Here is a 26,830-nt window from a genome sequence, read left to right on the forward strand (position 1 = left end):
AAAACAAGTCTAAGACTTGTTTTTTATAATTCAGCAATCTGGTATAGCTCAACTTCTGCTTGTGTTTCAGAGCCAAACATACTAATCATCAATTTGACCTTGTTGCCATCAATTTCAACGACACGACCTTCTTGACCTGTAAAGGCACCATCTACGATTTGAACAACGTCTCCTTCTTTGATATTAGTATCAAAGACATCCACGCTTTGTCCCATAGAGATAAGGATAGAGCGAATCTCCTCTTCTAAAAGTGGTGTAGGTTTTGAACGATTTCCGTGTGAGCCGACAAATCCTGTTACATTTGGTGTATTACGCACCACAAACCAAGCTTCGTCTGTCATGACCATCTCTACCAAAACATAACCTGGGAAACGGTTTTCTTCGACCTCTTTAACTTCCCCATTTTTTTCAACGTTGACGGTTTGCGTTGGGATTTCGACACGCAAGATATTATCCATCATATTGTAAGTTTGAGCACGTTGAAGGAGATTTTCCTTAACTTTATTTTCATATCCTGAGTAGGTTTGCAATACAAACCAACCCTTATCAAAACTATCGAGCATAGTCGCTCCTTTCCTTAATAAAAAAGCCCTCAAGTGGCTCTCATTTTCTTCATTATAGTAAAAGTCAGCTCTCTTGTCAATGACAAAGCAAAATCCCAAGACCTCTGTCTTGGGATTTCCCTTTAAAACTTCGTGATCAACTCGAGTAAGCCTAGCTGTAATACCTTATCAAAAATATAAATAATCACTGCAAAAAAGGCTGTGTATTCCATAATTGCGATAAAGTCTTTCCAACGCTGCTTACGGCTTGGCCAAGTTGTATCTCGTAAGAGTTTGAATGTCCCTGTGATAAATCTCACCAGCTACGCCTCCTAACGCCTAACGTGTTTCCTTATGTAAGGTGTATCGTTTACAATGTTTACAAAACTTATTGACTTCTAGTCGTGTTGGTTTGGGATTGCTACTAACATTGATAGAGTAGTTACGGCTCCCACAATCCACACAAGCTAAACTTGCTTTTTTCTGTGCCATAATGCCTCCATTAAATGCTATTTTACCATGAAATGTCTGACTTTACAAGCGTTTAGCAAGATTACCTAAAGAAATCAACAAGGCTATCCCAGACATTTTGTGCTTTTTCAGCCAAGTTAGCATCCTCCACAGCCTTGGTGATACTATCTGCGGCATTAGTAGCTGATTCTCTCAAACTATCAATGATAGATTGCGATTGGCTATTATTCTCCGAGCTATCCTCATCACTACTATTGTAAATAGCTTCTATACCATTTTGCGTATATGCATTTTCCACTGTAAAGGCTGTCCCTTCGGTATAAGGTAAGATATACGATGCTTGACGACTAAAGATGGTAGAGGCTGTCCCTGAGCTGGAGTCGCTGAGATAGTGGTTTTCGTCCGTCTCAGAAAAACCTAGCCACTGACTAATGACCACATCAGGGGTGTAGCCAATTACCCACTGGTCATTTGCCAAGTCGGGATTAAAATCAGTCTCTGTCGTGCCTGTCTTACCTGCTAGTGTGTAGCCATACACGTTGGCATTGACCGCCGTACCGTTTGAAAAGGTACCAAGCATCATACTGGTCATCTTATTGGCTACAGATTGACTAATGACACGTTTAGTATTTTCGGTGAATGCTTTAACAGTCTCACCACTAGCACTTTCAATACGGCTAATTAAATGTGCTTTAGGCATCATACCTCCGTTAGCAAACGCTGCATAAGCTTGAGCCATTTGTAAGGGATTAGTCGTTACACCACCTCCTAAGGCTAGTCCTAACTCTTCCTTACTCTTATCAAGATTAAGCCCAAATTTCTTTCCATAGCTAAAGGCTTTGTTGAGACCAAGCTGGTCAACTGTATAAACCGCAGGGATATTATAGGAATTCGCTAAAGCTTGATACATAGGCACATCGTCACTCTCATAATTACCATAATTGTGCGGCTGATAACCATTAAAATCCATAGATTGATTTGGTAGTTCTTTATTAATAGACCAACCTGATGCAATAGCAGGTGCATAGACCACCAGTGGTTTTATTGTTGAGCCTGGGCTTCTAGCAGACTGCGTCGCATAGTTAAAACTTCTAAATGTCACATCTTCTGTGCTGTTGACTCGCCCTACCAAACCTCTCACACCACCATTGTTGGGATCAAGTGCAACACTGGCAGATTCTGCTTGCTTACCATCATAGCTAGATGTTGGAAAAAGGCTAGTATCTGCATAAGTCGTCTGCATGCCTTGTTGATAATATTGGTCCAGCTCCGTATAAATCTTATAACCATTATTGACGATATCTTTTTCAGAAATACCATAAGTCTCAATCGCTTCATTGATCACCGCATCAAAATACGATGGGTATTGGTAATCATCTGACTTACTAACATAAGTATCACTCAAGCGATTGGCAATACCAACTGTCGATGCTTCTTGAGCTTGATTTTCAGCGATTTTACCTGCATCTACCATAGCATAAAGAACCGTATTACGACGATTAGTAGCATTTTCAATCGAATAATAAGGGTTATAAATCTCAGGACCTTTGAGCATCCCTGCTAATGTCGCTGCCTCATCTAAAGTCAGATTAGCTGCGCTCGTGCCAAAATACTTCTGACTAGCATCTTCGACACCCCAGACGCCATTACCAAAATAAGCATTGTTGAGATACATAGTCAAAATCTCATCTTTACTATATTTTTTAGTCAACTCTAAGGCCAAGAAAAACTCTCTTGCCTTACGTTTTATTGTTTGGTCTTGAGATAAATAGGCATTTTTAGCTAGCTGCTGCGTAATCGTCGAGCCACCACCAAATCGCCCTAACGTTACCACTGCCAATAAAAAGCGTGATAGGTTAATCCCATTATTCTCATAAAAAGTCCTATCTTCAGTAGCAATGACGGCATTTTCCAAATCATCAGAAATCGCATCTAACTCTACATACGTTCCTTTTTGACCAGAGAGACTCCCTGCGTATTCTCCGTTGCGGTCATAGATAAGAGTTGTCGCTTTAAGGGCATTTTGCAAGTCAGATACCTTAGCTGTCTTTGCCAGATAAAAGAGATATGACCCTACTGCTAGCACGACTACAGAGAAAGCTATGAGTAAAATCTTACCAATATTATAACGACGCCAAAAACGCCTCAGAGGACTTTGTGAAGACGGCATCAGCTTGGCCTGCTGTTGTAACCATTGTGGTCGCTTTTTCTCAAGCTCTTTACGCGCACGACTGCGCTGGTATTGTGATTCAGAAGCATCAGATGTCTCCTCATCAACCCTTATGTCCGCCTTAGGCTCTTTCTTTTTCAAAGGCAATGATTGCTTGACCTTAGCCAAGGTCTTTTTCAAATAATCACGTAATGTCATATAGTTATTCTATCAAAAAAAACTTAAAAACTATTATAAAAACTTCATCTTTCTAGGGAAGATGATATAATAAAAACATGACATTTCAAGTAACCTTTAACAACCCCTATCCACCTCTTAGTGTCAAGACACTCCTTGAAGAGAAGCTACTTGTGCCACGCAAGAGTCGTCATTTCTTGCGCACTAAAAAGCATCTTCTTATCAATGGAGAAGTCACACACTGGCAAACAATGGTAGAAACTGGTGACAACGTTACACTTATCTTTGATACTAGTGACTACCCTCAAAAAGAAGTCCTTTTAGGAGACGCTTCGCTAGTCCAATGCCTGTACGAAGATGAGCATCTCATTATTGTTAATAAAGCTGAGGGAATGAAGACGCACCCCAATCAACCTGGAGAGCTGGCGCTTTTAAATCACGTCTCAGCTTATACACAGAGCCCTTGCTATGTCGTCCATCGTCTCGATAAGGAAACCAGCGGTGCTATTGTCTTTGCTAAGAATCCCTTTATTCTACCGCTTCTCAATAGACTATTAGAAAGTAAAAAAATAAAGAGACATTATTGGGCACTTGTTGACAGTAAGCATTTTCCAAAACATATCACCTTTCGTGACAAAATCGGTCGCGACAGACATGATAGACGCCGACGTATCGTTGATAAACACGGTCAAGTCGCTATTACCCATGCCAAGCGTCTCAAACAATTGACCAACACTGCTCTTATTGAATGTCAGCTAGAAACTGGGCGCACCCATCAGATACGTGTGCATCTTTCTCATCACGGTTATCCTTTAATTGGTGATCCTCTTTATCATCCTAAAGCTAGAGGACGACTTATGCTTCATGCACACCGTCTAAGTCTAAAACATCCTCTCACCAATCAAGATATCGTAGTTTCTTGTCAATCACCAAGCTTTGAAAAAAGATTACAAACATTAACATAAAAAGGTCAGCTAAGCTGACCTTTTTATCATATGTTAAGCTTGCTTACGATAAAGAATTAGCTATAATTATCTTTCGTAAACAAGCTAAGCTGTATTTACTAATCATTATGATGAGTGTTCCCGCCAAAGATAAATACTTTGGCGGTAGACCAGAGCTAGACTAAGATAGTAATACTTACCATCCATCATCATAACACTCAACAAAATTGATGATTTTAGACTAATTCAATGATAGCCATTGGTGCTGCATCACCACGACGTGGTTCAGTTTTAAGGATACGAGTATATCCACCGTTACGTTCAGCATAACGTGGTGCAATATCCTCAAACAATTTTTGAAGTGCAGTAGTAGCAGTGTACTTATCAGACGCTTCATCATAGTTTTCAGTTGCAATCTCGTTACGAACAAACGCAGCAGCTTGACGACGGGCATGCAAATCACCACGTTTACCAAGAGTAATCATTTTTTCAACTGTTTTACGGATTTCTTTAGCACGTGCTTCAGTTGTTACAATTGATTCATTGATGATAAGATCCGTTGTCAAATCACGAAGCATTGCTTTACGTTGTGAGCTAGTACGTCCTAGTTTACGGTAAGCCATGAGTTCCTCCTCTATTAGTTTATTTATCGTTTTTTAGTCCGAGACCAAGTTCAGCAAGTTTTACCTTGACTTCTTCAAGACTCTTACGTCCAAGGTTACGGACTTTCATCATTTCAGGTTCCGTCTTTTCTGTCAAATCAAATACAGTATTGATACCTGCACGTTTAAGACAGTTGTAAGAGCGAACTGACAAATCAAGTTCTTCAATGGTACGGTCAAGCACTTTTTCATCATTGACTTGCTCTGCTTCCTTCATGACTTCTGCTGTCTTAGCAACTTCTGTCAAATCAGTAAAGAGATTCAAGTGTTCGATTAAGATACGTGCTGAAAGACCGAGAGCATCTTCAGGAATGATTGTGCCATTTGTCATGATTTCAACAGTCAATTTATCAAAGCCATCGTTGCTACCTACGCGAGCAGGCTCGACTTGATAATTGACCTTCTTAACTGGTGTGTAGATAGAATCTACAGCCAATGTTCCCACTGGTGCATCGTCTTTTTTATTGCCTTCAGCTGGTACATAACCACGGTTTTTAGCCACAGTCATCGTAGCTTTTAGAGAATGCCCCTCAGCAATGGTAAAAAGATAATGATCAGGGTTTACAATTTCAATATCACTATCTGTCAAAATATCACCAGCAGTAATTTCTGCGGGACCTTCAACATCTAGTTCAATAATCTTTTCGTCGTCGACGTAAGATTTTACAGCAAGTCCTTTAACATTAAGGATAATTTGCATCACATCTTCACGAACACCTGGAATAGTGTCAAATTCGTGTAACACACCGTCAATTTTGATAGATGTTACTGCCGCACCAGGAAGTGAGGACAAGAGAACACGACGCAATGAATTTCCTAAGGTTGTTCCGTAGCCACGTTCAAGTGGTTCGATAACAAATTTGCCGTAATCTTTGTTTTCATCAATTTTTGTTATCAATGGTTTTTCAAACTCAATCATCTGGTTGCTCCCTCTTAAACGAAAAGTTGTGTACGACGGTTAATGTGATTATACACGACGACGTTTTGGAGGACGAGCACCATTGTGTGGTACAGGGGTTACATCACGAATTGATGTTACTTCAAGACCAGCAGCTGCAAGAGCACGAATAGCAGATTCACGACCTGAACCAGGACCTTTAACAGTTACTTCAACTGTTTTAACACCGTGTTCTTGTGCTGATTTAGCAGCAGCTTCAGCAGCCATTTGAGCCGCAAATGGTGTTGATTTACGAGAACCTTTGAAACCAAGTGCACCCGCTGATGACCATGCAAGAGCGTTACCATGCACATCTGTAATCATAACAATTGTGTTATTGAATGTAGCGTGAATATGAGCAACACCAGATTCGATGTTCTTTTTCACACGACGTTTACGTGTTGGTTTAGCCAATTTGTTTACCTCCTATTTTATTTTTTCTTACCAGCAATCGCAACAGCTTTACCTTTACGAGTGCGAGCGTTATTTTTAGTGTTTTGTCCACGGACAGGAAGTCCACGACGGTGACGAATACCACGGTATGAACCGATTTCCATCAAGCGTTTGATGTTCAAGTTTACTTCACGACGAAGGTCACCTTCAACTTTGATTGAGTCAACTTCACGACGGATTGCATCTTCTTGATCAGTTGTCAAATCTTTAACGCGGATATCTTCTGAAACACCAGCAGCAGCCAAGATTTTCTTAGATGTTGCAAGTCCGATACCATAGACATAAGTCAATGATACTACTACACGTTTGTCATTTGGAATATCAACTCCAGCAATACGAGCCATTTTTTCTCCTTTCTATCTTATCCTTGACGTTGTTTGTGTTTTGGATTTGATGGACAAATTACCATAACACGACCGTTACGACGAATAACTTTACAGTATTCGCAAATTGGTTTAACCGATGGTCTTACCTTCATTTTTAATCCCTCCAAGTATTTCGACTATTTAAAGCGGTATGTGATACGACCACGAGTCAAGTCATACGGACTCATCTCAACAGTAACACGATCACCTACCAAAATACGGATATAATTTTTACGGATTTTTCCTGATACAGTTGCTAAAATCTGATGTCCATTTTCCAACTCAACAGTGAACATAGCATTAGGCATAGTTTCCACAACTCTACCTTCAATCTCAATCACATCTTCTTTTGCCACGCAAAAGTACCCCCTAAAATTTCGATTCGATTCCTCTGAAAACAGAGGTAACAATTATAAGTCAGACTAACCCATTATATCATGAGTCGTAAGCTTTAGCAAGCTTTATTCTCAAAATTATTTTAAGCTCTGAATCGCTTTTTTGATATCTTCAAAAACAAGATTGATGTCTTGGTTACCTTCAATATCAAAGACAAGCCCTGCCTTACGATAATGTTCAAGAATAGGTGCCCCTTGAGCAATATTGACATCTAAACGACGCTTAACAGATTCTGGTTTATCATCTTCGCGTTGATAGTAGTCATCCTCATTGTAATCACCAGCAGGTGGGTTAAACACTTTATGGAATGTATCTCCTGTCTCTTTGTGAATAATACGACCGCTCAAACGCTCTACCAAGCAAGTAGGATCCACTTCGATATTGATAACGCCATCTAAAGCAATATCAAGTGCTTTTAGCGTATCATCCAAGACATAAGCCTGCTCAATCGTACGTGGATAACCGTCTAATAAGAAACCTTTAGCTGCAATATCACTCTCAGCCAAACGCTCTTTAACAATGCCATTCGTTACTTCATCGGGTACCAAATCGCCCTTATCCATATAGGATTTTGCCAACAAACCTAGTTCTGTCTGATTTGCGATTGCTGCACGGAACATATCCCCTGTTGAGATGTGTACCAAACCAAATTGTTCTACAATTTTAGCCGCCTGAGTTCCTTTACCTGCTCCTGGCAAGCCCATGATTAACAGATTCATGATTGTCTCCTTATTTTGTTTTTAAATAAATCTAACACCTTAGTGCTAAACTTATTCAAAAACAAAATAGAAAGGGTTAGTCACCTAACCTCTCTATTTTATCTTCTATGTCCTAAAAACTAGAACAGGATTTAGTTGCTCTCAACATTCATGAAACCAACATATTTTCTCTTCAAGAGATAACCTTCTAGTTGTTTCATACTGTCAATACCAGTTGAAATCAAGATAAGAAGACTTGTCCCTCCAAGAGCAATCCCCGATGATAAGTTAAAGACTTGTTGCGCTATAATTGGCGACAAGGAAATAAAGGCAAGGAAAATAGAACCAATCGTTGCCAATTTTTTTAGCAATGAGGACATATATTGCTCTGTCTCACGTCCTGGACGAACACTTGGAATATAGGACGCATTTTTTTGAAGATTCTCAGCTGTCTTTTCAGGATTAACCTGAACAAACGTGTAAAAGAATGAGAACAATACAATCAACACGGCATAAATAACCATACCAGTCGGTGATTGGAAATTCAAAACTTCCTGCAAGGTTCTAAGCCAAGGGATATCACGACCATTTTCAAAGAAAGGAATAATGGTACTTGGTATCGTTGTAATCGAGCTAGCAAAGATAACGGGAATAACACCAGCTGGATTAATTTTCAGTGGCAAGTAAGAACTCGTCGGAGCCCCTTGCGCTAGTTTTGTATATTGGATTGGAATCTTATACTCTGCTTGTTGCACAAATGTCGTAAAGAAAATGATAGCAAGCACAGCAAGAGCTAGGACACCAACAATGATGTATGATTGTGTCAACTGACTGCTACGCACATTGACAAAGAAATCTTCATAGATAGTCTTAATAGACTCTGGTATAGAGGAGATAATCCCTGCAAAGATAATCATAGAAACACCGTTTCCAAATCCCTTATCTGTGATTAAGTCCCCTAACCAAGTGACAATGACACTACCTGCAGTCATAATAGCACCAATCAAAAGATAGGTTCTTAGACTTGGTGACTCTACAATACCCACCATAGACAAACGATCAAAACCATAAGCGATACCGATAGATTGGATAAAGGCAAACACCAAAGAAATATAACGTGTTGCCTGATTCAACTTACGGCGACCAACCTCACCTTGCTTACCCCATTCAACAAACTTAGGATAAATATCCATCTGCAAAAGCTGAACAATGATAGATGCCGTAATGTATGGGCTAACCCCCATTGAGAAAACCGAAAAGTTTTTCATGGCATTACCACTAACCAAATTCAGCATGTTTAAAAAGGGTAAATCACTTAATTGGTCTAAGTTTCGAGCATTGATGCCTGGTACTGTAATGGTTGTTCCAAGTCTAAAAACAAAGATGATAAAGATTGTAAATAAAATCTTCTTACGAACATTTTTAATCTTTAAAGCATCCTTAAGTAGTTTAAAGAACATAATGAGTTACCTCTCATTAAATGACTTCGATTGAACCACCTTTAGCAGTAATCGCTGCTTCTGCAGATTTTGAGAATTTAGCTGCTTTCACAGTCAATTTCTTAGTCAATTCACCGTTACCAAGAATTTTAACACCTGATTTGAAGTTACGAACAACACCTGCTTCTTTAAGAACAGCTGGGGTTACCTCTGTACCATCTTCAAAAATGTTAAGTTGATCAAGGTTAACAAGTGCGTATTCTTTAGCATTGATATTTGTAAATCCACGTTTTGGTAAACGACGGAATAATGGTGTTTGTCCACCTTCAAATCCTGGACGTACGCCACCACCACTACGTGCTTTTTGACCTTTTTGACCACGACCAGATGTTTTACCATTACCTGATGATGTACCACGACCAACACGATTACGAACTTTACGTGAACCTTCTGCAGGTTTCAATTCATGAAGTTTCATTACAATTTTTCTCCTTATATAAAATGCTAACGCCCCAAAAGGGTTAAGGGATCTAAACCCTCTATGAGACTCGCTTCTATCATGGTCTTAAATCGCACTAAGACTTTAGTGCGATTAGACAACATGTTTAATTATGCTTCTTCAACAGTTACCAAGTGAGATACTGCATTAACCATACCACGGATAGCAGGTGTATCTTCTTTAACAACTGAACTGTTCAATTTACCAAGTCCAAGGGCAACAACTGTTTTGCGTTGTTCTGGTTTGCGTCCGATTGGAGACTTAGTCAAAGTAATTTTAATTTGAGCCATGATAATCTCCTTTCTTATGCCAAGTCAGATACTGAGATGCCACGAAGTGCCGCTACATCTTCTGCGCGTTTAAGTTGTTTCAAACCTTCAACAGTAGCACGAACAATGTTAATTGGAGTGTTTGAACCCAATGATTTAGAAGTGATATCTGCAACACCTGCCAATTCGATGACGGCACGAACCGCACCACCAGCAGCTACCCCAGAACCTTCTGCAGCTGGCTTCAACAATACACGAGCCCCACCAAATTCAGAGCGAACTTCGTGAGGAATTGTTGTACCAACCATAGGCACTTCAATCATGTTTTTCTTAGCAGCTTCAACTGCTTTGCGGATTGCTTCAGGTACTTCTTGAGCTTTACCAGTACCGAAACCAACACGACCATTACGATCACCAACCACTACAAGCGCTGCAAAACGAAGACGACGTCCACCTTTTACAACTTTTGTAACACGGTTAATCGCAACAACGCGTTCTTCAATTTCTACTGCATTGTCTTTAAATGCCATTATCTAGTGTCCCCCTATTAGAATTTCAATCCGTTTTCACGAGCTGAGTCAGCCAAAGCTTTCACACGTCCGTGATAGAGATATCCACCGCGGTCAAACACCACTTCAGAAATACCTTTAGCTACTGCGCGTTCAGCAACAAGTTTACCGACAACAACGGCTTGTTCTGTCTTAGTTCCTGTTGAAACTTCTTTATCAAGAGTTGATGCACTTGCGAGCGTTACACCCGCTACGTCATCAATTACTTGAGCGTAGATGCCTGTATTAGAACGGAAAACGTTCAAACGTGGGCGATCAGCAGTTCCAGAGAGTTTACCGCGAACGCGACGGTGGCGTTTTTGGCGGATTTTATTTTTATCTGGTTTCGAAATCACAATTTTCACCTCTTAATGTATTGATACTGTCTAGGACAGCTTGTAAATATCAGCCCTTCTAGCTAGACTTACTAACCAGAAGAAAAGACTATTATTTACCAGTTTTACCTTCTTTACGACGTACGTATTCACCAACGTAACGAATACCTTTACCTTTGTAAGGTTCTGGTGAACGAAGGCTACGGATGTATGCTGCTGTTTGACCAACAACTTCTTTATTGATACCAAGAACATTGATTGTTGTTGGAGTAGGCACTTCAAATGTGATACCTTCTGGAGCAACAACTTCATCTTGGTGAGATTTACCAACTGAAAGAACAAGTTTTGTTCCTTGAAGCTGAGCACGGTAACCGACACCGCGCATTTCAAGTTCTTTTTTGAAACCTTCAGAAACACCAACAACCATATTGTTCAAGTTAGCTCGGCTTGTACCATGGATTGTTTTCATTTCTTTTGAGTCGTTTGGACGGTGAAGAGTTACTTCGTTTTCTACGACTTTGATTTCAATGTTTTGGTTGAACTCACGAGTAAGTTCACCTTTAGGACCTTTTACAGTAACAACATTATCCTTGTTAGACAATTCAACACCAGCAGGCAATGTAATTACTTTATTACCAATACGTGACATAGTTTTATATTCTCCTGTTAAATTATCGAGCGATTAAGCTCGTTTTCACGGGGTGAAGTCATCTACATATCTGTACATCACTTCTTGTATAACATTACTTTCTTAATATAGTCTGTGTGCGATAATCAACACACGACTACATCAGATACTAATGAATTACCAAACGTATGCGATAACTTCTCCACCAACATTTTTTTGGCGAGCTTCTTTATCAGTCAAAAGACCTTCAGAAGTAGAGACGATCGCAATACCAAGTCCGTTAAGAACTTTTGGCATATCTTCACGTTTTGTATAAACACGAAGACCTGGTTTAGAAATACGTTTAAGGTTAGTGATAACACGCTCACCATTTTGACCGTATTTCAAGAAGACGCGGATAATACCTTGTTTGTCATCTTCGATAACTTCAACGTTTTTTACAAAACCTTCACGTTTAAGGATTTCTGCGATCCCTTTTTTAATGTTTGACGCAGGTACTTCAAGCACTTCGTGTTTTGCTTGGTTAGCGTTACGAATGCGTGTCAAAAAGTCTGCAATTGGGTCAGTCATAACCATTTTTTATTGTCTCCTATTACTAGTAGTTTGAAGTTTTCACTTGCTAGTTAATCATGATAGCACGGACGTAAAGAGTAACGTAAGATAGAAAACGATCTATTTACAAAACTCTTAGTCCATCTTGGTATCTATCACACCAAGTCTATCAGCCTTGAACTAAGTGATTAGTTCTGTATTATATCGAATTCAGGCTAAACACCCAACTAAAAGAAATCTAACTTATTCTTTTTTGTTTGGTTACTAAGCCTTCACATCATCTTATTACCAAGAAGCTTTGGTAACGCCTGGAATTTGACCTTTGTAAGCTAATTCACGGAAGCAAACACGGCAAAGTTTGAATTTGCGATAAACTGAGTGTGGACGACCACAACGTTCACAACGAGTATAAGCTTGCGTAGAGAACTTAGCAGGGCGTTTGTTCTTAGCAATCATTGATTTTTTAGCCAATCTATTTACCTCCTAGATTATTTTGCAAAAGGCATTCCGAGACCTTTAAGCAATTCACGTGATTCTTCGTCAGTGTTTGCAGTTGTTACGATAACAATATCAAGACCACGTACTTTATCAACATCATCAAAGTTAATTTCTGGGAAAATCAATTGTTCTTTTACACCAAGCGTGTAGTTTCCACGTCCGTCAAATGATTTTGTTGGTACACCATGGAAGTCACGCACACGTGGTAATGATACTGAAACTAATTTATCCAAGAATTCGTACATGCGTTCACCACGAAGGGTAACTTTAGCACCGATAGCAACACCTTCACGAAGACGGAAGCCAGCGATTGATTTCTTAGCTTTAGTAATAAGTGGCTTTTGACCTGAGATAAGCGCCAACTCAGCAGCAGCTTTTTCAAGGTTTTTAGCGTTGTTGACAGCGTCACCAACACCCATGTTAAGAACGATTTTCTCAACTTTTGGTACAGCCATTACAGATGAGTAGTTGAATTTTTCTGTCAAAGCAGGAACAACTTCATTATTGTATTTTTCTTTTAAGCGATTTGCCATTATGCTTCTCCTTTCCTTCGTGATTAATCAAGCACTTCGCCTGATTTTTTGTTGTAACGAACTTTTTTGCCGTCAACAACTTTATAACCAACACGACCTGCTACTCCATTTTTATCAAGTACTTGAACGTTTGATGCATGGATTGGTGCTTCTTTTTCCACGATAGCACCTTGAGGGTTTTCGCTATTTGGTTTTTGATGTTTCTTGACGATTGCTACGCCTTCAACAACAACTTTATTAACTTTTGGAAGAGCTTTAAGAACAACAGCTTCAACACCTTTGTCCTTACCAGCAATTACGCGAACTTTATCGCCTTTTTTAACAAACATTTGGTTTTTCTCCTCTATAATTCTTACGCCCAGAAGGGCACCCTAGAAAACCTAGGGGACTTAGTTTGTCTAATAGTTTAGATTAAAGCACCTCTGGTGCAAGTGAAACGATACGCATGTAGCCACCTTCACGCAATTCACGTGCAACTGGACCAAAGATACGTGTTCCACGAGGTGTTTTATCATCACGAATGATGACAGCAGCGTTATCGTCAAATTTGATGTAAGAACCGTCTGGACGACGTGCACCTGATTTTGTACGAACAACAACAGCTTTTACAACGTCACCTTTTTTAACAGCTCCGCCAGGGATAGCTTGTTTTACAGAAGCAACGATTACGTCACCGATGTTAGCGAATTTACGTCCTGAACCACCCAAAACTTTGATGGTCAAGATTTCACGGGCACCGCTATTATCAGCAACTTTTAAGCGAGTTTCTTGTTGAATCATTCCAATTTTCTCCTTTTAGTTTGATTAGATAATAACAGCTTCTTCCACAACTTCTACAAGACGGAAACGTTTTGTAGCTGAAAGTGGGCGAGTTTCCATGATACGAACGATATCGCCTTCTTTAGCGATGTTGTTTTCATCATGTGCCTTGTATTTTTTAGAATAGTTGATACGCTTACCATAGACTGGGTGGTTACGTTTTGTTTCAACTATAACTGTGATAGTTTTGTCCATTTTATCAGACACAACACGTCCAACAAGGGTTTTACGTTGATTACGTTCCATTATTAGATTTCTCCTTTCCCAATCTATTATTTAGCTTCAGATTGCACCGTCTTAACACGTGCAATTTGTTTTTTCACTTCGTCAAGGCGAGCAGTTTGTTCGAGTTGACCTGCTGCTGCTTGGAAACGAAGATCAAACAATTCTTTTTTGAGTTCGTTTTCTTTTTGAGCAAGCTCTTCTTGAGACAAGCCACGAAGCTCTTTAACAAAATCTTTAATTTCTTGAAGTTTCATGTCTTCTCCTTATTCTGCTTCTCGTTTTACAAATTTAGTCTTAACTGGTAATTTGTGGCTTGCAAGACGTAGCGCTTCACGAGCAACTTCTTCAGAAACACCAGCAATTTCAAACATGACTTTACCACGTTTTACTGGTGCTACCCAACCTTCAGGTGCCCCTTTACCAGAACCCATACGTACACCGATAGCTTTAGCAGTGTATGATTTGTGTGGGAAGATCTTAATCCAAACTTTACCACCACGTTTCATGTAACGAGTCATTGCAATACGGGCAGCTTCGATTTGGCGGTTTGTAATCCAGTGGCTAGTAGTTGCTTGAAGACCGTATTCTCCAAAAGTAACTTCCTTACCACCTTTAGCTTCACCGCGCATTTTTCCACGGAATTCGCGACGGTGTTTAACACGTTTAGGTACTAACATCTGTTATTTGCCTCCTTTAGTGTTTTTACGAGCTGGAAGAACTTCACCACGGTAAATCCAAACTTTAACACCTAGCTTACCGTAAGTTGTATCTGCTTCTTCCCATGCGTAATCGATATCTGCACGAAGTGTATGAAGCGGTACAGTTCCTTCTGAGTAACCTTCGCTACGAGCAATATCAGCACCGTTCAAACGACCTGAAACTTGTGTCTTGATTCCTTTAGCTCCTGCACGCATTGTACGTTGGATAGCTTGCTTTTGTGCACGACGGAAAGCAACACGTTGTTCCAATTGACGAGCAATATTTTCACCAACAAGGTGTGCATCAAGATCTGGTTGTTTGATTTCGATGATGTTGATATGAACTTGCTTACCAGTCAATTTGTTCAATTTTGCACGAAGTGCATCAACGTTTGCACCACCTTTACCGATAACCATACCTGGTTTTGCAGTATGAAGTGAAACGATAACTTTGTTGACAGCACGTTCAATTTCAATAGTTGAAACAGAAGCATCTGCCAATTCTTTATTGATGAAATTGCGGATTGCTAAATCTTCATGAAGGTAATCCGCGTATTCTTTTTCAGCATACCATTTTGCATCCCAATCACGGATGATGCCGACACGCATACCAATTGGATGTACTTTTTGACCCACGATTTTACCTCCTTATTTTTCTGCTACAACTACTGTAACGTGAGTTGTACGTTTATTGATTGGTGATGCTGAACCTTTAGCACGTGGACGGAAACGTTTCATTGTTGGTCCTTCATTTGCAAAAGTTTCAGATACTACCAAGTTAGCTTTTTCCAAACCAAAGTTGTTTTCAGCGTTTGCAATTGCTGAGTTAAGAGTTTTCTCAACAATACGAGCTGCTTTGTTTGGAGTGAATTTCAAGATTGCGATTGCGTCTGCAACGTTCTTACCACGGATAAGATCAAGCACAAGACGTGTTTTACGAGGTGAAACACGCACTGTACGAGCCATTGCTTTAGCTGAAGTAATTTCTGCCATTGTGTCCTCCTCCTATTAACGACGTGTTTTCTTATCGTCTGCAGCGTGACCTTTGTAAGTACGTGTCGGTGCAAATTCACCAAGTTTGTGACCTACCATGTCTTCTTGGATGTAAACAGGAACGTGTTTACGTCCATCATAAACTGCAATTGTATAACCGATAAAACTTGGGAAAATAGTTGATCGACGTGACCAAGTTTTAATCACTTTTTTCTTTTCGTCATTGGCTTGAGCTTCAACTTTTTTCATCAAATGCTCATCGACGAAAGGTCCTTTTTTAAGACTGCGTCCCATTATTTATGTCTCCTTTAAATGAATGTACCACAGCGGCTTGCCCGACAAGCGGGCTACCGAGCTGGCGGATAATATCTATGATGCGCTAACCTGCTTATTTTTCGTTACGACGACGAATAATAAGTTTGTCAGATTTTGCTTTCTTATTACGTGTTTTAAGTCCAAGTGCAGGTTTGCCCCATGGAGTTGATGGCGCTTTACGACCAACAGGTGCTTTACCTTCACCACCACCGTGTGGGTGATCGTTAGGGTTCATTACAGAACCACGAACAGTTGGGCGGATACCTTTCCAACGGCTACGTCCTGCTTTACCGATGTTTACAAGTGATTGTTGTTCGTTACCAACAGTACCAATTGTCGCACGGCAAGTACCAAGAATCATACGTACTTCACCTGATTGAAGGCGAACAAGTACATATTTACCTTCTTGACCAAGAACTTGAGCAGAAGCTCCCGCAGCACGGATAAGCTCAGCACCTTTTCCTGGTTGCAACTCGATATTGTGGATAACAGTACCGACTGGAATGTTAGCAAGCGGAAGAGCATTACCAACCTTGATGTCAGCATCTGGTCCAGAAACGATACGTTGACCTACTTCAAGACCTTTTGGTGCAATGATGTAAGCTTTCACACCGTCAGTATAGTGTACAAGTGCGATATTTGCTGTACGGTTTGGATCATATTCGATCGTTTTAACAACCGCTTCAACACCGTCTTTATTACGCTTGAAATCAATCAAACGGTAATGACGTTTGTGACCGCCACCATGATGACGAACTGTGATACGACCGTTATTATTACGTCCTGCTGTTTTCTTCAATGAAACAAGCAATGATTTCTCAGGAGTAGTTGTCGTGATTTCAGCAAAATCCAAAGAAGTCATGTTACGACGGCCATTTGTCGTTGGTTTATAAACTTTAATACCCACGTGATTTCCTCCTTTGATTATTCAGCTTCCGCTGCGAAAAGTTCGATTGCTGGTGAATCAGCTGTTAAAGTGATGACAGCTTTTTTCACTTTACTTGTGTAACCTACATAACGACCGACACGTTTTTGTTTAGGTTTCACAGTGATTGTGTTGACTTTAGCAACTTTTACACCTTCAAAAGCAGCTTCGATAGCTTGCTTGATAAGAAGTTTGTGTGCACGATTGTCAACTTCAAATACGTATTTACCTGCTTCCAACTGAGACATTGTGTTTTCAGTAATAACAGGTTTCTTAATTACGTCGTACAAATTCATTATGCAAGAACCTCCTCGATTGTAGAGATTGCTTCTTTAGTTACAAGAAGTTTGTCTGCGTTTACGATATCAAGAACACTTGCTGTAGTTGCAGTAGCAACAGTTACATTAGGAAGGTTACGAGCTGACAATTCAGCAAATGTGTTTCCTTCTTCAAGAATTACAAGCACTTTTGAATCAACGCTCAATGCTGAAAGAACAGCTACAAATTCAGATGTTTTTGGTGCTGCAAATGAAAGAGCTTCAACAGCAACAAATTTATCTTCAGCAACTTTTGCTGAATAAACTGATTTAAGAGCTAAACGACGCATTTTTTGTGGAAGTTTGTAAGCGTATGAACGTGGAGTTGGTCCAAAGACAACACCACCTCCGCGCCATTGTGGTGCACGAATAGAACCTTGACGAGCACGTCCAGTTCCTTTTTGGCGCCATGGTTTACGTCCGCCACCTGATACTGCTGAACGGTTTTTCACCGCATGAGTACCTTGGCGAAGGCTAGCGCGTTGGCTGATAACGACATCAAATACAACTGATTCGTTTGGTTCAATACCGAAGACAGCGTCGTTAAGTTCAACTGTGCTAACTTCTTTACCAGTTTGGTCAAATAGTTTTACGTTTGCCATTTTGACTAGTTTCTCCTTCCCTTTTATTTAGCAGCTTTAACTGCTGATTTGATGGTGATAAGAGATTTCTTAGCACCTGGTACGTTACCTTTGATAAGGATAACGTTCTTTTCTGGAACAACTTGGACAATTTCAAGGTTTTGAATTGTCACACGATTGCCACCCATACGTCCTGCCAAGTGTTTGTTTTTAAACACACGGTTAGGCGCAACAGGTCCCATAGAACCTGGACGACGGTGGTAACGAGAACCGTGAGCCATAGGACCACGAGATTGACCATGGCGTTTGATAACACCTTGGAAACCTTTACCTTTAGTTGTACCAGTGACGTCAACAACATCTCCAGCTTCAAATTGTTCAACAGTAAGTTCTGCACCAACTTCTACGCCTTCGATATTTTTGAATTCACGAATGAAGCGCTTAGGAGCAGTGTTTGCTTTTGCAACATGGCCTTTGGCAGGTTTGTTACTCAATACTTCACGTTTGTCATCAAAACCAACTTGAACAGCTTCGTAACCGTCTGTTTCAACAGTTTTAACTTGAAGCACAACGTTTGGAGTTGCTTCGATGACAGTAACAGGGATAAATTCACCTGATTCAGTGAAGATTTGAGTCATTCCCACTTTTTTCCCTAAGATTCCTTTTGTCATGAGAAAATAATTCCTTTACTTATTTTTATTAAAAAGTTTTTAGTGAGCGTTTTTTATGCTCAAATCAAGATGGACATGGCAGAGTTAACAACTCTAGTCCGTATTATTACAACTTGATTTCGACGTTGACACCGCTTGGCAAGTCAAGTTTCATCAAAGCATCAACTGTTTTTTGAGTTGGGTTGATGATATCAATGAGACGCTTGTGTGTGCGCATTTCAAATTGTTCGCGAGAATCTTTGTACTTGTGAGTCGCACGAATAATTGTGTACAAGCTACGTTCTGTTGGAAGTGGAACTGGTCCAGCTACAGTAGCACCTGTACGTGTTGCAGTTTCAACGATTTTTTCAGCCGCTGTATCAAGTGTACGGTGCTCGTACGCTTTCAAACGGATACGGATTTTTTTGTTTGCCATCTTTTCTCCTCTCGTCTATTTACGATAATAGGCTAGCTCCTCAAGAAAACCGACACCCTGTTGCGTGGCAATGCAACCGAGCGTGTCGCAACCTCTTGTATCATAGCTAAAGCTGTTCTTTTTACAGCACCATGATATAATAACAAATTTCATTAGGCATTGCAAGACTTTTCGCTTATTTTTTATAAAAAAATCAAGAAACCTCTTACAGTCTCTTGATTTTTTGTAAGGTAACATCAATCAATCCCGACGTCTAATAAAGCGTTGCTCAATCGGGCAAAGTCTTCCAGAGATAAGGCTTCTCCTCGCACACTTGGTTTAATAGAAGCTTTATCAAGAGCCTCTTCTAAAGCTAACTTAACAGTTTCTGTCTTGCCAAAACGCCCTGTTAAATTATTCCACAAGGTTTTACGGCGATGCACAAATGCTGCTTTTGATACACTAAAGAAGAAATCTTCATCCGCCACATCAACAGCAGGCTTCTCTAGGCGTGTCATTTTTAAAATAGCCGAATCAACATTTGGAGCAGGAACAAAGACCGTTCTTGGGACAATAAAAGCTACTTTAGCTTTCATATAATATTGCACAGCAATAGATAGAGACCCATATGCTTTTGTATTAGGTTGAGCAGAGATACGGTCAGCCACCTCTTTTTGCATCATGACAACAAATTCACTAAAGGCAATCTTACTCTCAATCAAATGCATCAAAATCGGCGTTGTGATATAGTAAGGAAGATTAGCCACAACTTTGATAGGAAGATTAGGATTTTTAAACTGGGCAATCTGACTAGCTAAATCCACTTTTAAAATGTCTTGATTGACAATCGTGACATTATCAAAATCACAAAGCGTCTCTGTCAAGATCGGCACTAAGCGATCATCAATCTCAAACGCCATAACTTCTGCCGCTTTTTCGGCTAGAAATTCTGTCAACGCTCCAATACCAGGTCCGATTTCAATAACATTGACTTCTTCGTCAATCTCTGCGGTATCTACGATTTTTTGAAGAATATTAGTATCTGTCAAAAAGTTCTGTCCAAAGGATTTTTTAAAGGTAAAACCGTGTCTCTCTAAAATCGCACGGGTCACCGATTTGTCTGCAATTCTCATTTTTAGTCGTCCTCTCTAGGCTATAGGTCACTTCATTTCAGCTCACTTTGTAATGCGTCATCGCATCCTCAAGATCGCTTCGTTTCACGTTAAACATTTCAAGACGCTTTAGGAGTTGCTTGCCATTACAGTAGCCGATACGCAGCTGCTCTCCTAAAAATTCACGGCGTTTACGGCTGTCTGCCCCCATCAAAAGCCCCAAGCGGAGCAAATCAGAACGTGAAATATCTGTCTTCTTGACAAGCGCACCTTCTCCTAGGACATGAGACAAAGCTTTTTCCAAATCCTCAAAAGAAGCGTGTTCAACACCTAGCGAACGCCCCTTACTTTTAGACTTTGGCTTCGCCTCCTCACGATTTAAAAAAGCGTGTTTGGCGCTTGGTACTGCCTGCATAATCATCTTGCGGATACGCTCACCGTTATAATCAGGATCCGTAAAAACAATGACCCCTCGACTGTCATTAAGACGCCTAATGCGCTCTAAGTCCTGCTCTGAAATAGCCGAACCTCGAGTCTCGTAGGTATCTACCTGATAAAAGCGCTTAAGATTGGCCGTATCATCTCTACCTTCTACGATGATAATTTCTGAAATACTCGCTTTTTTAGTCAAGACCAAACACCCTCATCGCATTCTCATGTGTCACTTCTGCGACTTCTTCTAGTGAGGTACCCCTTAATTCTGCTATTTTTTCGGCTACATAGCGTGTATAGGCTGGTTTATTCTCACGTCCTCGCTTAGGTACTGGAGCTAGGTAAGGCGCATCCGTTTCAACAAGTATCTTATCTAACGGCAAATATTTGGCTGCTTCTTGGACATCCAAAGCTTTTTTGAAAGTGACTACACCTGAAAAAGAAATCATCATCCCTAGCTCTACAAACTTCTCTGCCATCTCAAGACTACCTGAATAAGAATGCATAATGCCACCTTGGTCACCCACACCAACTTCTTTGATAAGTTCATAGGTATCCTCAAGGGCATCTCTAGTATGAACCACAAACGGTAGCTGATACTCTTTTGATAAAGCTATTTGACGCTCAAAAATACGCATTTGTACTTCCTTAGACGCTGTCATCCAGTGATAATCAAGACCAATCTCACCAAGTGCGACAACTTTTGGGTGTTTAAGACGACTAACGATAAAATCCTCAACTGCCTGTGTATAAGATCCTGCTTCTGTCGGATGCCAACCAATAGTCGCATAAAGATTGGGGTATCGGTCTGCCAAATGTAGCGCACCTTCTATGGTTTCTTTATCAAAACCGACAATATTCATTTTTTGGACACCAAAGTCACGCGCCATATCCATCTCTTCTTGTATTCTCCCCTCAAACTGCTCAACATTGAGATGTGTATGGGTGTCAAATAAAGCTAAATCTGTCATATGTCTCCTAACTATCTTTTTATTATAGCACAATCAACACGCTAAATCGCAAGTCTTAAAATGTAAAAAACCACCGACAGACTCGAGTTTCTGCTGGTGGCTATTCGTGTCTTATTAAGCTGACAAGACTTTACGTCCTTTACGACGACGGCTAGCAAGTACGCGACGACCGTTTTTAGTTGACATACGGTGACGGAAGCCGTGTTTACGTTGACGACGGATTTTACTTGGTTGATAAGTACGTTTCACTTCTAGTACCTCCTCATAGATTTTCGTATTGGTTTAGCCGGCTAGTTTGATCAGTTACTAAACATACCCCACTATTTTACATCAATTCATTCTTTTTTGTCAAGGTATTTTTTCTAAGTTGATGACAAAATATTATCTGATATTGAAAAAAAGAAGCATTCATAGTATAATAATCACTCAAAATGGCATCTAAAACAGGAGAATATTCATGGATAAAATTAGTGTTATTGTCCCTGTTTACAACGGGCAAAATCACCTTAAAGCTTGTATTGAGAGTATTTTAAGACAAGATTATCAAAACTTGGAGATTATTATCATCAATGACGGCTCAACGGATCAGACAGCGCTTATCTGTCAGGAATTGGCTGCTAGTGATAGTCGTATTCGTGTCCACCATAAAACCCGTAACCAAGGGATTGGTGCTGCCAGAAATACCGCTCTTTCTCTGATTACTGGAAATCTTTTTCTCTTTATTGATAGCGACGATTGGATTGATCCTAATCATATCTCAGATCTACATCGCTTGCTAACTGAAACTGACAGCGATATTGCCATCTGTAATTTTACCCAATATATCGAGAAAACCAATAGTTATAACATTCACATCACAGATCAAGACTACTATCAAGCTATCTACACACCAACCGAATGGTTTAACTTTCAATACGGACAACCTCATAATCTCAGTCTTTGCTTCACGACTCCTTGGTGTAAACTCTATAAGCGCTCTTTATTTGACCATATCAGGTATCCCGAGCATTCTGACTCTGATGATGACAAGACAACTTGGAAAGCCTATCTGCTTTCAGATAAAATTGCCTATATGCACCGCTCTAGCTACATCTACCGCGTCAATGACGCTAGCATGACACAAAATAGGCCACTTTCGGAAGTCTTTGATTGTGAGCCTGTCTTTGAACGCTTAGCGGTTTTAGCGATGCTGGGCATGGACACCCAAAAAGAGCTAGAAGCTTATAAGTGGCGCCTACACCTCAAACGCAACCATGCCCTTGAAACAAGCGATATGATGACTTATCAAGACCTAAGCCTACATCTCCAATTACTCCAAAAATACCAATAAAAAAAGAGGATTAACACCTCTTTTTATTTTACAGAAACAACGACATAACGGTTGGGATCATTTCCTTGCGAATAACTCTTGACCCCATCAACATGAGCAATCGCCTTATGAACTATCTTGCGCTCGCTATTTGTCATAGGATCCATGATAAAGTCCTCACCTGTCTCTAAGACACGATGAGCAATTTTTTTGCTAAATTCAATCAAGGTTTCTGTGCGTTGTTCGACGTAATCATGAACATTGACACTAACTGAAAAACTCTTTGAATAACGGTCATAAAGAAAATTCTGAGCCAACAATTGAAGGGATTTTAATACTTTCCCATGGTAACCAATCACACGTCCAGGCTCTGTTGTCTCTATTTGTAAACTAATCTGACGACGCTTATAAGTCACCTCAATAGTCGCCTCTAAATCCATCTCATAAAGGATATTATCCACATAAGCACGCACTTCCTCTGCTGCCTCTTCAATACTATCTTGTGATCCAGACGATGGGCTCACCTCTGATACTACTGTATCTTCTTTTCTAGCAGTCTCTTGATCGTCTTGGTCAACATCACCTGTCTCACTGCTATTTTTAGCGTCTGATTGTTTTGTCTCAAAAACAACTGGTTTTACTACTAAATCATCTCGCTCAGAGACATCTTCAGGATTAAAGGCTAGAGGTTCAAGGCTGGCATCAACGACTGTCATTGTCTCACTTTGTGAGGCCGACTCACGAGGAAGGTGCTCGGCAATCGAAGTCACCTTCTTGTGTGTCTGTGGCATCGTCTCCTCATGCACCACCTTGTCTAAAACCTCAATATCCACCTGAGCAGGCTTTCTACCAATGCCTAAAAAGCCATTTTTTTCTCGAGAGATCACTTTGATACGTGCTTTAAGGCGTGTTAAGCCCAAGGTTTCAAGTCCAGTAGCAATCGCTTCTTCGACCGTTTTTCCTGTAAAGACTACCATAGATAAACTCCTTATTTGCGTTTTTTATGCGCTTTTTTCTTAGCACGGCGAATACGTGCTTCACGCTCTTTGGCTTCTTTTGCAGCTGCCTCTCGCTTCTCAATAATCTTAAACGGATTATTAAGAAGCATAATTTGAAAGACTTGAAAAGCATTTGACACAGTCCAATATAAGGCTACCCCACTAGCAAAGTTAAGAGCAAATAGAAAGATAAGAATAGGAAAACCATAAGTCATCAAGGTCAATCCCATATTTTTTTCAGGCGCTGCTTTATTGGTCAACCAAGTTGATAAGAAGGTCAAAAAGGCTGCTAGCAACGGAAGAATAAAGTAAGGGTCTGGCTTTGCTAAGTCTAGCCACAAAAAGCTTCCTTCTCTTAAGAACGAAACACGTGTCAAGGCTTGATAAAGCGCCCACAAAATAGGCATCTGTATCAATAAAGGAATAAAGCTAGCATAAGGGTTAACTCCATTTTCCTTATAGAGCGCTTGAGAGGCCTCTGCCAATTTCATACGGCTGTCAGTATCATGTCCTGCATACTGGCGTTGCAATTCCTTAAGTTTAGGCTGCAATTCTTGCATTTTTTGGCTTGATGCCATTTGCTTACTAAAAAGTGGCATTAGAGCGGTACGCAATAGGATTGTAAATAAAATAATCCCAATCGCAACACTTCCTCCAAATGATAACCACTGAATAGCACTCGCAAAAGCATAGACAATTCTCTCCCAAGCACCACCTGATTGGCTAGTCACATCACTACGACCACACGCCGATAAAAAGATTAGCACTAAAGCAGCTAATCCTACTAACTTAGTCTTTTTTTTCACCTGTTTTACCTTCCTCATAAATAGTCGCTAACGTCAAGACATGCTTGAGATTTTTCGCCATGTCGTGATAATCTAGTTCTTCGACACCTTTTCTAGCAATAACAACAAAATCAGTCGTCTGTAAATAGGGCTTACACTCCTGCAAGATATGACGAATCCGACGCTTAATACGATTTCTCACTACTGCATTGCCTAATTTTTTACTAACAGACAGGCCTACTCGAAAGTGGTCATCCCTAGTTTTTAAATGATAAATCACAAATTTTCGATTGGCAATACTCTTGCCTCTGTGAAAAAGTTGCTGAAAATCTTTATCACTTTTCACACGATATGTTTTCTTCACAGTCCACTCCAAACCTTCTATTGCTATTCTATTCATTATAGCATAAATTTTCCCTGAAAACAGTATCATCTCCATTTTTCTAATCAACAGCACATAAAAAACCAGACCAAGTCTGGTTTTTGTCATTCTTTTAAAGACACATCCACTGTCAGACCATAATGGTCACTAACCACAGGAGCATCACCGCCATCAAAGGACACACAAGATAGCTCTACTTTAAATGCCTTACTAACAAAGACATGATCCATCATCACTTCCTTATAAGTCCCATCCTCCAAGGATCGACACACTGTAAACTCCCCTCTGGTATCTTTAGCAACCATATGACAATCCGCTAAATCTAGCGGGCTAGCCAAAATACGCTTATAGCCATCACTATTGGTGTCTACATTAAAATTACCTAACACAATACAGGGTTTTGACTCTTTCATCAAGACCTCCTCTAAGCGCTGCCATTCTTTTTGAAAACCTGCTTCCTCAGGAGACATATGTAAATTGACAACCGTAAGTGCCTTGTCATCAATCGTCGTCTTTGCTATCAGTACGCGCCTTGTATTATAGTCAAATTCATCATCTTTGTCAGAAACCAAAAGACTCTGCGCCTCAAATGGAGTCTTAGATAAAATAGCTACCCCCTCATTATAGGTATCATAGCTGATATGGTTATAAACCCAAGACCAGTAATAGCGCTGACCTTTTTGTTTTAAATAATTGACTAAATATAAGGCATAGTTATCCTCATGAACACTAGGAAAGTCCGCCAAAGCTGTAAAATGAGACAAATCTTTTGCTACAGGTGTCGATAAAGCTTGATTGATTTCTTGCAGGCAAATCACATCATAGTCCACTTCCAAGATATGCTCGGCTAGGTCAAACAACCGCTTCAAAGGAAGCTCTTCTCTAAAAGAATGTGCATTAAGTGTCAGACATTTCATACGAGGCTCCTTTGCCAACTCGCCCTAATGCCAAAATGATCGCTGACAACAGGTAAGCTACCTCCGTCAAAAACAATCTCAGAAACCTTGATACGACAAGCTAAATTCGTAAAAATATAATCAACTTTGAGGTTAGCACTGTTGCCTTCCCAACCATCAATATCAGCTTTAATCGTATAATCACCCACAACTTTTTGAGCATCGGTATGACTATCTTTTAGCTGTAGCTGGCTCTCTAAAATACGACGATAACCTGACTCATCATAAGGATTATTAAAATCACCCATAATGATAACAGGCAAATCTTGCTTAAGTAGAGCCTCTTCAAGTTTAGCCCATTCCAACTGAAATCCTTTATCCCACCAAGACAGATGCACACTAACAGCTAGCACTTCTTGACCATCCAGCTGCGTCTTAGCAGCTAGAGTCCGTCTTGTATGATAATCCGTGTCATCATCCACATCAGACACCAAAATATCATAAGCTTCTATGGGTTCCTTAGACAAGATAGCAACTCCTTCATGATACTTATCATAGCCGATGTGATTGTAAGCCCAAGACCAATGATAGGTCTTTCCTTCTTTTTCTAAATGCTCAACAAGCTGCAGAGCATAGTTATCCTCATGAAGCACAGGAGCATTTGCTAGCGCCTGGTACGATGTCGTATGCTCAGCAGGCTTTGATGTCATCTCTTGATTGATTTCTTGTAGGCAGATGATGTCATAATCTTGCTCTATAATATCTTGAGCTAAAGTCATCATCTTGTCTAAAGGATTGTCCTCCATCCATGCATGTGTATTTAGGGTTAAAACCTTTGCCATACGATATCCTCTCTTACCTTACTTGTTATTCTCTATTTTACCGCTTATC

Annotated in this window: 44 protein-coding genes; 2 read left to right on the forward strand and 42 right to left on the reverse strand. The window is 40.1% G+C overall.

What is annotated here, in order from left to right; genetic code table 11:
* Positions 1–23: 23 nt before the first annotated feature.
* The 4 genes from nusG to pbp2a all read right to left on the reverse strand — a co-directional run bounded on the left by nusG (position 24) and on the right by pbp2a (position 3,381).
* On the reverse strand, positions 24–563 hold the full coding sequence (nusG, locus tag ACLN19_RS05385; protein ID WP_413384081.1) for a transcription termination/antitermination protein NusG: 540 nt from the start codon (positions 561–563) through the stop codon (positions 24–26).
* Between the two features lie 122 nt (positions 564–685).
* Positions 686–862, reverse strand: a complete 177-nt coding sequence (gene secE, locus ACLN19_RS05390) for a preprotein translocase subunit SecE (RefSeq protein WP_413384083.1) — start codon at positions 860–862, stop codon at positions 686–688.
* A 19-nt stretch (positions 863–881) separates the two neighbouring features.
* The gene (gene rpmG, locus ACLN19_RS05395; protein ID WP_413384085.1) at positions 882–1,034 is read right to left on the reverse strand and encodes a 50S ribosomal protein L33; all 153 of its coding nucleotides are present in this window, start codon (positions 1,032–1,034) and stop codon (positions 882–884) included.
* Between the two features lie 61 nt (positions 1,035–1,095).
* Positions 1,096–3,381, reverse strand: a complete 2,286-nt coding sequence (gene pbp2a / locus ACLN19_RS05400) for a penicillin-binding protein PBP2A (protein WP_413384087.1) — start codon at positions 3,379–3,381, stop codon at positions 1,096–1,098.
* Between the two features lie 77 nt (positions 3,382–3,458).
* Here pbp2a and ACLN19_RS05405 point away from each other — a divergent pair, with 77 nt between their 5' ends.
* Positions 3,459–4,325 (forward strand): RluA family pseudouridine synthase, encoded by an 867-nt coding sequence (locus ACLN19_RS05405; protein WP_413384089.1) that lies wholly within the window; start codon positions 3,459–3,461, stop codon positions 4,323–4,325.
* Between the two features lie 215 nt (positions 4,326–4,540).
* Here ACLN19_RS05405 and rplQ read toward each other — a convergent pair whose 3' ends face one another.
* The 33 genes from rplQ to rpmH all read right to left on the reverse strand — a co-directional run bounded on the left by rplQ (position 4,541) and on the right by rpmH (position 21,818).
* Entirely contained in the window at positions 4,541–4,927 is a 387-nt protein-coding gene (rplQ, locus tag ACLN19_RS05410) for a 50S ribosomal protein L17 (protein WP_413384091.1), read from the reverse strand.
* Positions 4,928–4,946: 19 nt separating this feature from the next.
* Positions 4,947–5,885 carry a DNA-directed RNA polymerase subunit alpha gene (locus ACLN19_RS05415; RefSeq protein WP_413384093.1) on the reverse strand — a complete coding sequence of 313 codons (939 nt, stop codon included), beginning with the start codon at positions 5,883–5,885 and terminating at the stop codon, positions 4,947–4,949.
* A 48-nt stretch (positions 5,886–5,933) separates the two neighbouring features.
* Positions 5,934–6,317: a 30S ribosomal protein S11 gene (gene rpsK, locus ACLN19_RS05420; protein WP_115271219.1), complete on the reverse strand. Its 384-nt coding sequence runs from the start codon at positions 6,315–6,317 to the stop codon at positions 5,934–5,936.
* A gap of 17 nt (positions 6,318–6,334) precedes the next feature.
* On the reverse strand, positions 6,335–6,700 hold the full coding sequence (gene rpsM, locus ACLN19_RS05425) for a 30S ribosomal protein S13 (protein WP_413384095.1): 366 nt from the start codon (positions 6,698–6,700) through the stop codon (positions 6,335–6,337).
* A gap of 17 nt (positions 6,701–6,717) precedes the next feature.
* Entirely contained in the window at positions 6,718–6,834 is a 117-nt protein-coding gene (gene rpmJ / locus ACLN19_RS05430; RefSeq protein ID WP_002959355.1) for a 50S ribosomal protein L36, read from the reverse strand.
* A gap of 24 nt (positions 6,835–6,858) precedes the next feature.
* Positions 6,859–7,077: a translation initiation factor IF-1 gene (gene infA / locus ACLN19_RS05435; RefSeq protein WP_413384099.1), complete on the reverse strand. Its 219-nt coding sequence runs from the start codon at positions 7,075–7,077 to the stop codon at positions 6,859–6,861.
* 117 nt (positions 7,078–7,194) lie between these two features.
* Positions 7,195–7,836 (reverse strand): adenylate kinase, encoded by a 642-nt coding sequence (locus tag ACLN19_RS05440; RefSeq protein WP_413384101.1) that lies wholly within the window; start codon positions 7,834–7,836, stop codon positions 7,195–7,197.
* 131 nt (positions 7,837–7,967) lie between these two features.
* Positions 7,968–9,275 (reverse strand): preprotein translocase subunit SecY, encoded by a 1,308-nt coding sequence (gene secY, locus ACLN19_RS05445; RefSeq protein WP_413384103.1) that lies wholly within the window; start codon positions 9,273–9,275, stop codon positions 7,968–7,970.
* Between the two features lie 16 nt (positions 9,276–9,291).
* A complete protein-coding gene (gene rplO / locus ACLN19_RS05450) occupies positions 9,292–9,732 on the reverse strand; it encodes a 50S ribosomal protein L15 (RefSeq protein ID WP_413384104.1) in 441 nt (146 codons plus the stop codon).
* A 131-nt stretch (positions 9,733–9,863) separates the two neighbouring features.
* Positions 9,864–10,043: a 50S ribosomal protein L30 gene (gene rpmD / locus ACLN19_RS05455; protein ID WP_115271229.1), complete on the reverse strand. Its 180-nt coding sequence runs from the start codon at positions 10,041–10,043 to the stop codon at positions 9,864–9,866.
* A 14-nt stretch (positions 10,044–10,057) separates the two neighbouring features.
* Positions 10,058–10,552: a 30S ribosomal protein S5 gene (rpsE, locus tag ACLN19_RS05460; RefSeq protein WP_413384106.1), complete on the reverse strand. Its 495-nt coding sequence runs from the start codon at positions 10,550–10,552 to the stop codon at positions 10,058–10,060.
* Between the two features lie 17 nt (positions 10,553–10,569).
* Complete coding sequence (rplR, locus tag ACLN19_RS05465) at positions 10,570–10,926, reverse strand: 50S ribosomal protein L18 (protein ID WP_205010080.1); 357 nt, start codon at positions 10,924–10,926, stop codon at positions 10,570–10,572.
* Positions 10,927–11,017: 91 nt separating this feature from the next.
* Positions 11,018–11,554: a 50S ribosomal protein L6 gene (gene rplF / locus ACLN19_RS05470; protein WP_413384108.1), complete on the reverse strand. Its 537-nt coding sequence runs from the start codon at positions 11,552–11,554 to the stop codon at positions 11,018–11,020.
* A 156-nt stretch (positions 11,555–11,710) separates the two neighbouring features.
* Positions 11,711–12,109, reverse strand: coding sequence for a 30S ribosomal protein S8 (gene rpsH / locus ACLN19_RS05475; RefSeq protein WP_413384110.1), 399 nt, complete (start codon positions 12,107–12,109; stop codon positions 11,711–11,713).
* Between the two features lie 261 nt (positions 12,110–12,370).
* A complete protein-coding gene (locus ACLN19_RS05480) occupies positions 12,371–12,556 on the reverse strand; it encodes a type Z 30S ribosomal protein S14 (RefSeq protein WP_001085699.1) in 186 nt (61 codons plus the stop codon).
* Between the two features lie 17 nt (positions 12,557–12,573).
* Positions 12,574–13,116, reverse strand: coding sequence for a 50S ribosomal protein L5 (gene rplE, locus ACLN19_RS05485; RefSeq protein WP_413384113.1), 543 nt, complete (start codon positions 13,114–13,116; stop codon positions 12,574–12,576).
* Between the two features lie 23 nt (positions 13,117–13,139).
* Entirely contained in the window at positions 13,140–13,445 is a 306-nt protein-coding gene (gene rplX / locus ACLN19_RS05490; RefSeq protein WP_413384115.1) for a 50S ribosomal protein L24, read from the reverse strand.
* Between the two features lie 82 nt (positions 13,446–13,527).
* Positions 13,528–13,896 (reverse strand): 50S ribosomal protein L14, encoded by a 369-nt coding sequence (gene rplN / locus ACLN19_RS05495; RefSeq protein WP_115271243.1) that lies wholly within the window; start codon positions 13,894–13,896, stop codon positions 13,528–13,530.
* Between the two features lie 24 nt (positions 13,897–13,920).
* Positions 13,921–14,181 (reverse strand): 30S ribosomal protein S17, encoded by a 261-nt coding sequence (gene rpsQ / locus ACLN19_RS05500; RefSeq protein WP_115271245.1) that lies wholly within the window; start codon positions 14,179–14,181, stop codon positions 13,921–13,923.
* A 26-nt stretch (positions 14,182–14,207) separates the two neighbouring features.
* Entirely contained in the window at positions 14,208–14,414 is a 207-nt protein-coding gene (gene rpmC, locus ACLN19_RS05505) for a 50S ribosomal protein L29 (protein WP_413384118.1), read from the reverse strand.
* A gap of 9 nt (positions 14,415–14,423) precedes the next feature.
* Positions 14,424–14,837 (reverse strand): 50S ribosomal protein L16, encoded by a 414-nt coding sequence (gene rplP, locus ACLN19_RS05510; RefSeq protein ID WP_115271249.1) that lies wholly within the window; start codon positions 14,835–14,837, stop codon positions 14,424–14,426.
* A gap of 3 nt (positions 14,838–14,840) precedes the next feature.
* Positions 14,841–15,494: a 30S ribosomal protein S3 gene (gene rpsC, locus ACLN19_RS05515; RefSeq protein WP_413384120.1), complete on the reverse strand. Its 654-nt coding sequence runs from the start codon at positions 15,492–15,494 to the stop codon at positions 14,841–14,843.
* A 12-nt stretch (positions 15,495–15,506) separates the two neighbouring features.
* Positions 15,507–15,851 carry a 50S ribosomal protein L22 gene (rplV, locus tag ACLN19_RS05520; RefSeq protein ID WP_380431484.1) on the reverse strand — a complete coding sequence of 115 codons (345 nt, stop codon included), beginning with the start codon at positions 15,849–15,851 and terminating at the stop codon, positions 15,507–15,509.
* A 15-nt stretch (positions 15,852–15,866) separates the two neighbouring features.
* Positions 15,867–16,145: a 30S ribosomal protein S19 gene (gene rpsS, locus ACLN19_RS05525; protein WP_000533765.1), complete on the reverse strand. Its 279-nt coding sequence runs from the start codon at positions 16,143–16,145 to the stop codon at positions 15,867–15,869.
* A gap of 94 nt (positions 16,146–16,239) precedes the next feature.
* Positions 16,240–17,073, reverse strand: a complete 834-nt coding sequence (gene rplB, locus ACLN19_RS05530; protein ID WP_413384140.1) for a 50S ribosomal protein L2 — start codon at positions 17,071–17,073, stop codon at positions 16,240–16,242.
* A gap of 17 nt (positions 17,074–17,090) precedes the next feature.
* On the reverse strand, positions 17,091–17,387 hold the full coding sequence (locus ACLN19_RS05535) for a 50S ribosomal protein L23 (protein ID WP_413384142.1): 297 nt from the start codon (positions 17,385–17,387) through the stop codon (positions 17,091–17,093).
* Positions 17,387–18,010: a 50S ribosomal protein L4 gene (gene rplD / locus ACLN19_RS05540; protein ID WP_413384144.1), complete on the reverse strand. Its 624-nt coding sequence runs from the start codon at positions 18,008–18,010 to the stop codon at positions 17,387–17,389. Before rplD ends, ACLN19_RS05535 begins: the two co-directional genes overlap by 1 nt.
* 23 nt (positions 18,011–18,033) lie before the next feature.
* Positions 18,034–18,660, reverse strand: a complete 627-nt coding sequence (gene rplC, locus ACLN19_RS05545) for a 50S ribosomal protein L3 (RefSeq protein WP_413384146.1) — start codon at positions 18,658–18,660, stop codon at positions 18,034–18,036.
* A 106-nt stretch (positions 18,661–18,766) separates the two neighbouring features.
* Positions 18,767–19,075: a 30S ribosomal protein S10 gene (gene rpsJ / locus ACLN19_RS05550; RefSeq protein ID WP_002885653.1), complete on the reverse strand. Its 309-nt coding sequence runs from the start codon at positions 19,073–19,075 to the stop codon at positions 18,767–18,769.
* 236 nt (positions 19,076–19,311) lie between these two features.
* Complete coding sequence (rsmA, locus tag ACLN19_RS05555) at positions 19,312–20,187, reverse strand: 16S rRNA (adenine(1518)-N(6)/adenine(1519)-N(6))-dimethyltransferase RsmA (protein WP_413384149.1); 876 nt, start codon at positions 20,185–20,187, stop codon at positions 19,312–19,314.
* A gap of 37 nt (positions 20,188–20,224) precedes the next feature.
* Positions 20,225–20,797 carry a ribonuclease M5 gene (rnmV, locus tag ACLN19_RS05560; RefSeq protein WP_413384182.1) on the reverse strand — a complete coding sequence of 191 codons (573 nt, stop codon included), beginning with the start codon at positions 20,795–20,797 and terminating at the stop codon, positions 20,225–20,227.
* A complete protein-coding gene (locus ACLN19_RS05565; protein ID WP_413384151.1) occupies positions 20,790–21,569 on the reverse strand; it encodes a TatD family hydrolase in 780 nt (259 codons plus the stop codon). The genes rnmV and ACLN19_RS05565 overlap by 8 nt, the downstream gene beginning before the upstream one ends.
* 114 nt (positions 21,570–21,683) lie before the next feature.
* Positions 21,684–21,818, reverse strand: coding sequence for a 50S ribosomal protein L34 (rpmH, locus tag ACLN19_RS05570; protein ID WP_000831903.1), 135 nt, complete (start codon positions 21,816–21,818; stop codon positions 21,684–21,686).
* Positions 21,819–22,026: 208 nt separating this feature from the next.
* Between rpmH and ACLN19_RS05575 the strand changes: the two genes are divergently transcribed.
* Positions 22,027–22,899 carry a glycosyltransferase family 2 protein gene (locus tag ACLN19_RS05575; protein WP_413384160.1) on the forward strand — a complete coding sequence of 291 codons (873 nt, stop codon included), beginning with the start codon at positions 22,027–22,029 and terminating at the stop codon, positions 22,897–22,899.
* A gap of 23 nt (positions 22,900–22,922) precedes the next feature.
* Here the strand turns inward: ACLN19_RS05575 and jag are convergent, their stop codons facing one another.
* The 5 genes from jag to ACLN19_RS05600 all read right to left on the reverse strand — a co-directional run bounded on the left by jag (position 22,923) and on the right by ACLN19_RS05600 (position 26,781).
* Entirely contained in the window at positions 22,923–23,855 is a 933-nt protein-coding gene (jag, locus tag ACLN19_RS05580) for an RNA-binding cell elongation regulator Jag/EloR (protein ID WP_413384162.1), read from the reverse strand.
* 11 nt (positions 23,856–23,866) lie between these two features.
* Positions 23,867–24,682: a YidC/Oxa1 family membrane protein insertase gene (locus tag ACLN19_RS05585; RefSeq protein WP_413384164.1), complete on the reverse strand. Its 816-nt coding sequence runs from the start codon at positions 24,680–24,682 to the stop codon at positions 23,867–23,869.
* Positions 24,666–25,025 (reverse strand): ribonuclease P protein component, encoded by a 360-nt coding sequence (rnpA, locus tag ACLN19_RS05590; RefSeq protein WP_413384166.1) that lies wholly within the window; start codon positions 25,023–25,025, stop codon positions 24,666–24,668. Before rnpA ends, ACLN19_RS05585 begins: the two co-directional genes overlap by 17 nt.
* Before the next feature lie 122 nt (positions 25,026–25,147).
* The gene (locus ACLN19_RS05595; RefSeq protein ID WP_413384168.1) at positions 25,148–25,960 is read right to left on the reverse strand and encodes an endonuclease/exonuclease/phosphatase family protein; all 813 of its coding nucleotides are present in this window, start codon (positions 25,958–25,960) and stop codon (positions 25,148–25,150) included.
* Entirely contained in the window at positions 25,957–26,781 is an 825-nt protein-coding gene (locus tag ACLN19_RS05600) for an endonuclease/exonuclease/phosphatase family protein (protein ID WP_413384170.1), read from the reverse strand. The genes ACLN19_RS05595 and ACLN19_RS05600 overlap by 4 nt, the downstream gene beginning before the upstream one ends.
* Between the last annotated feature and the right edge of the window lie 49 nt (positions 26,782–26,830).

Source organism: Streptococcus lishijunsis, assembly GCF_047290665.1.
Lineage (GTDB): Bacteria > Bacillota > Bacilli > Lactobacillales > Streptococcaceae > Streptococcus.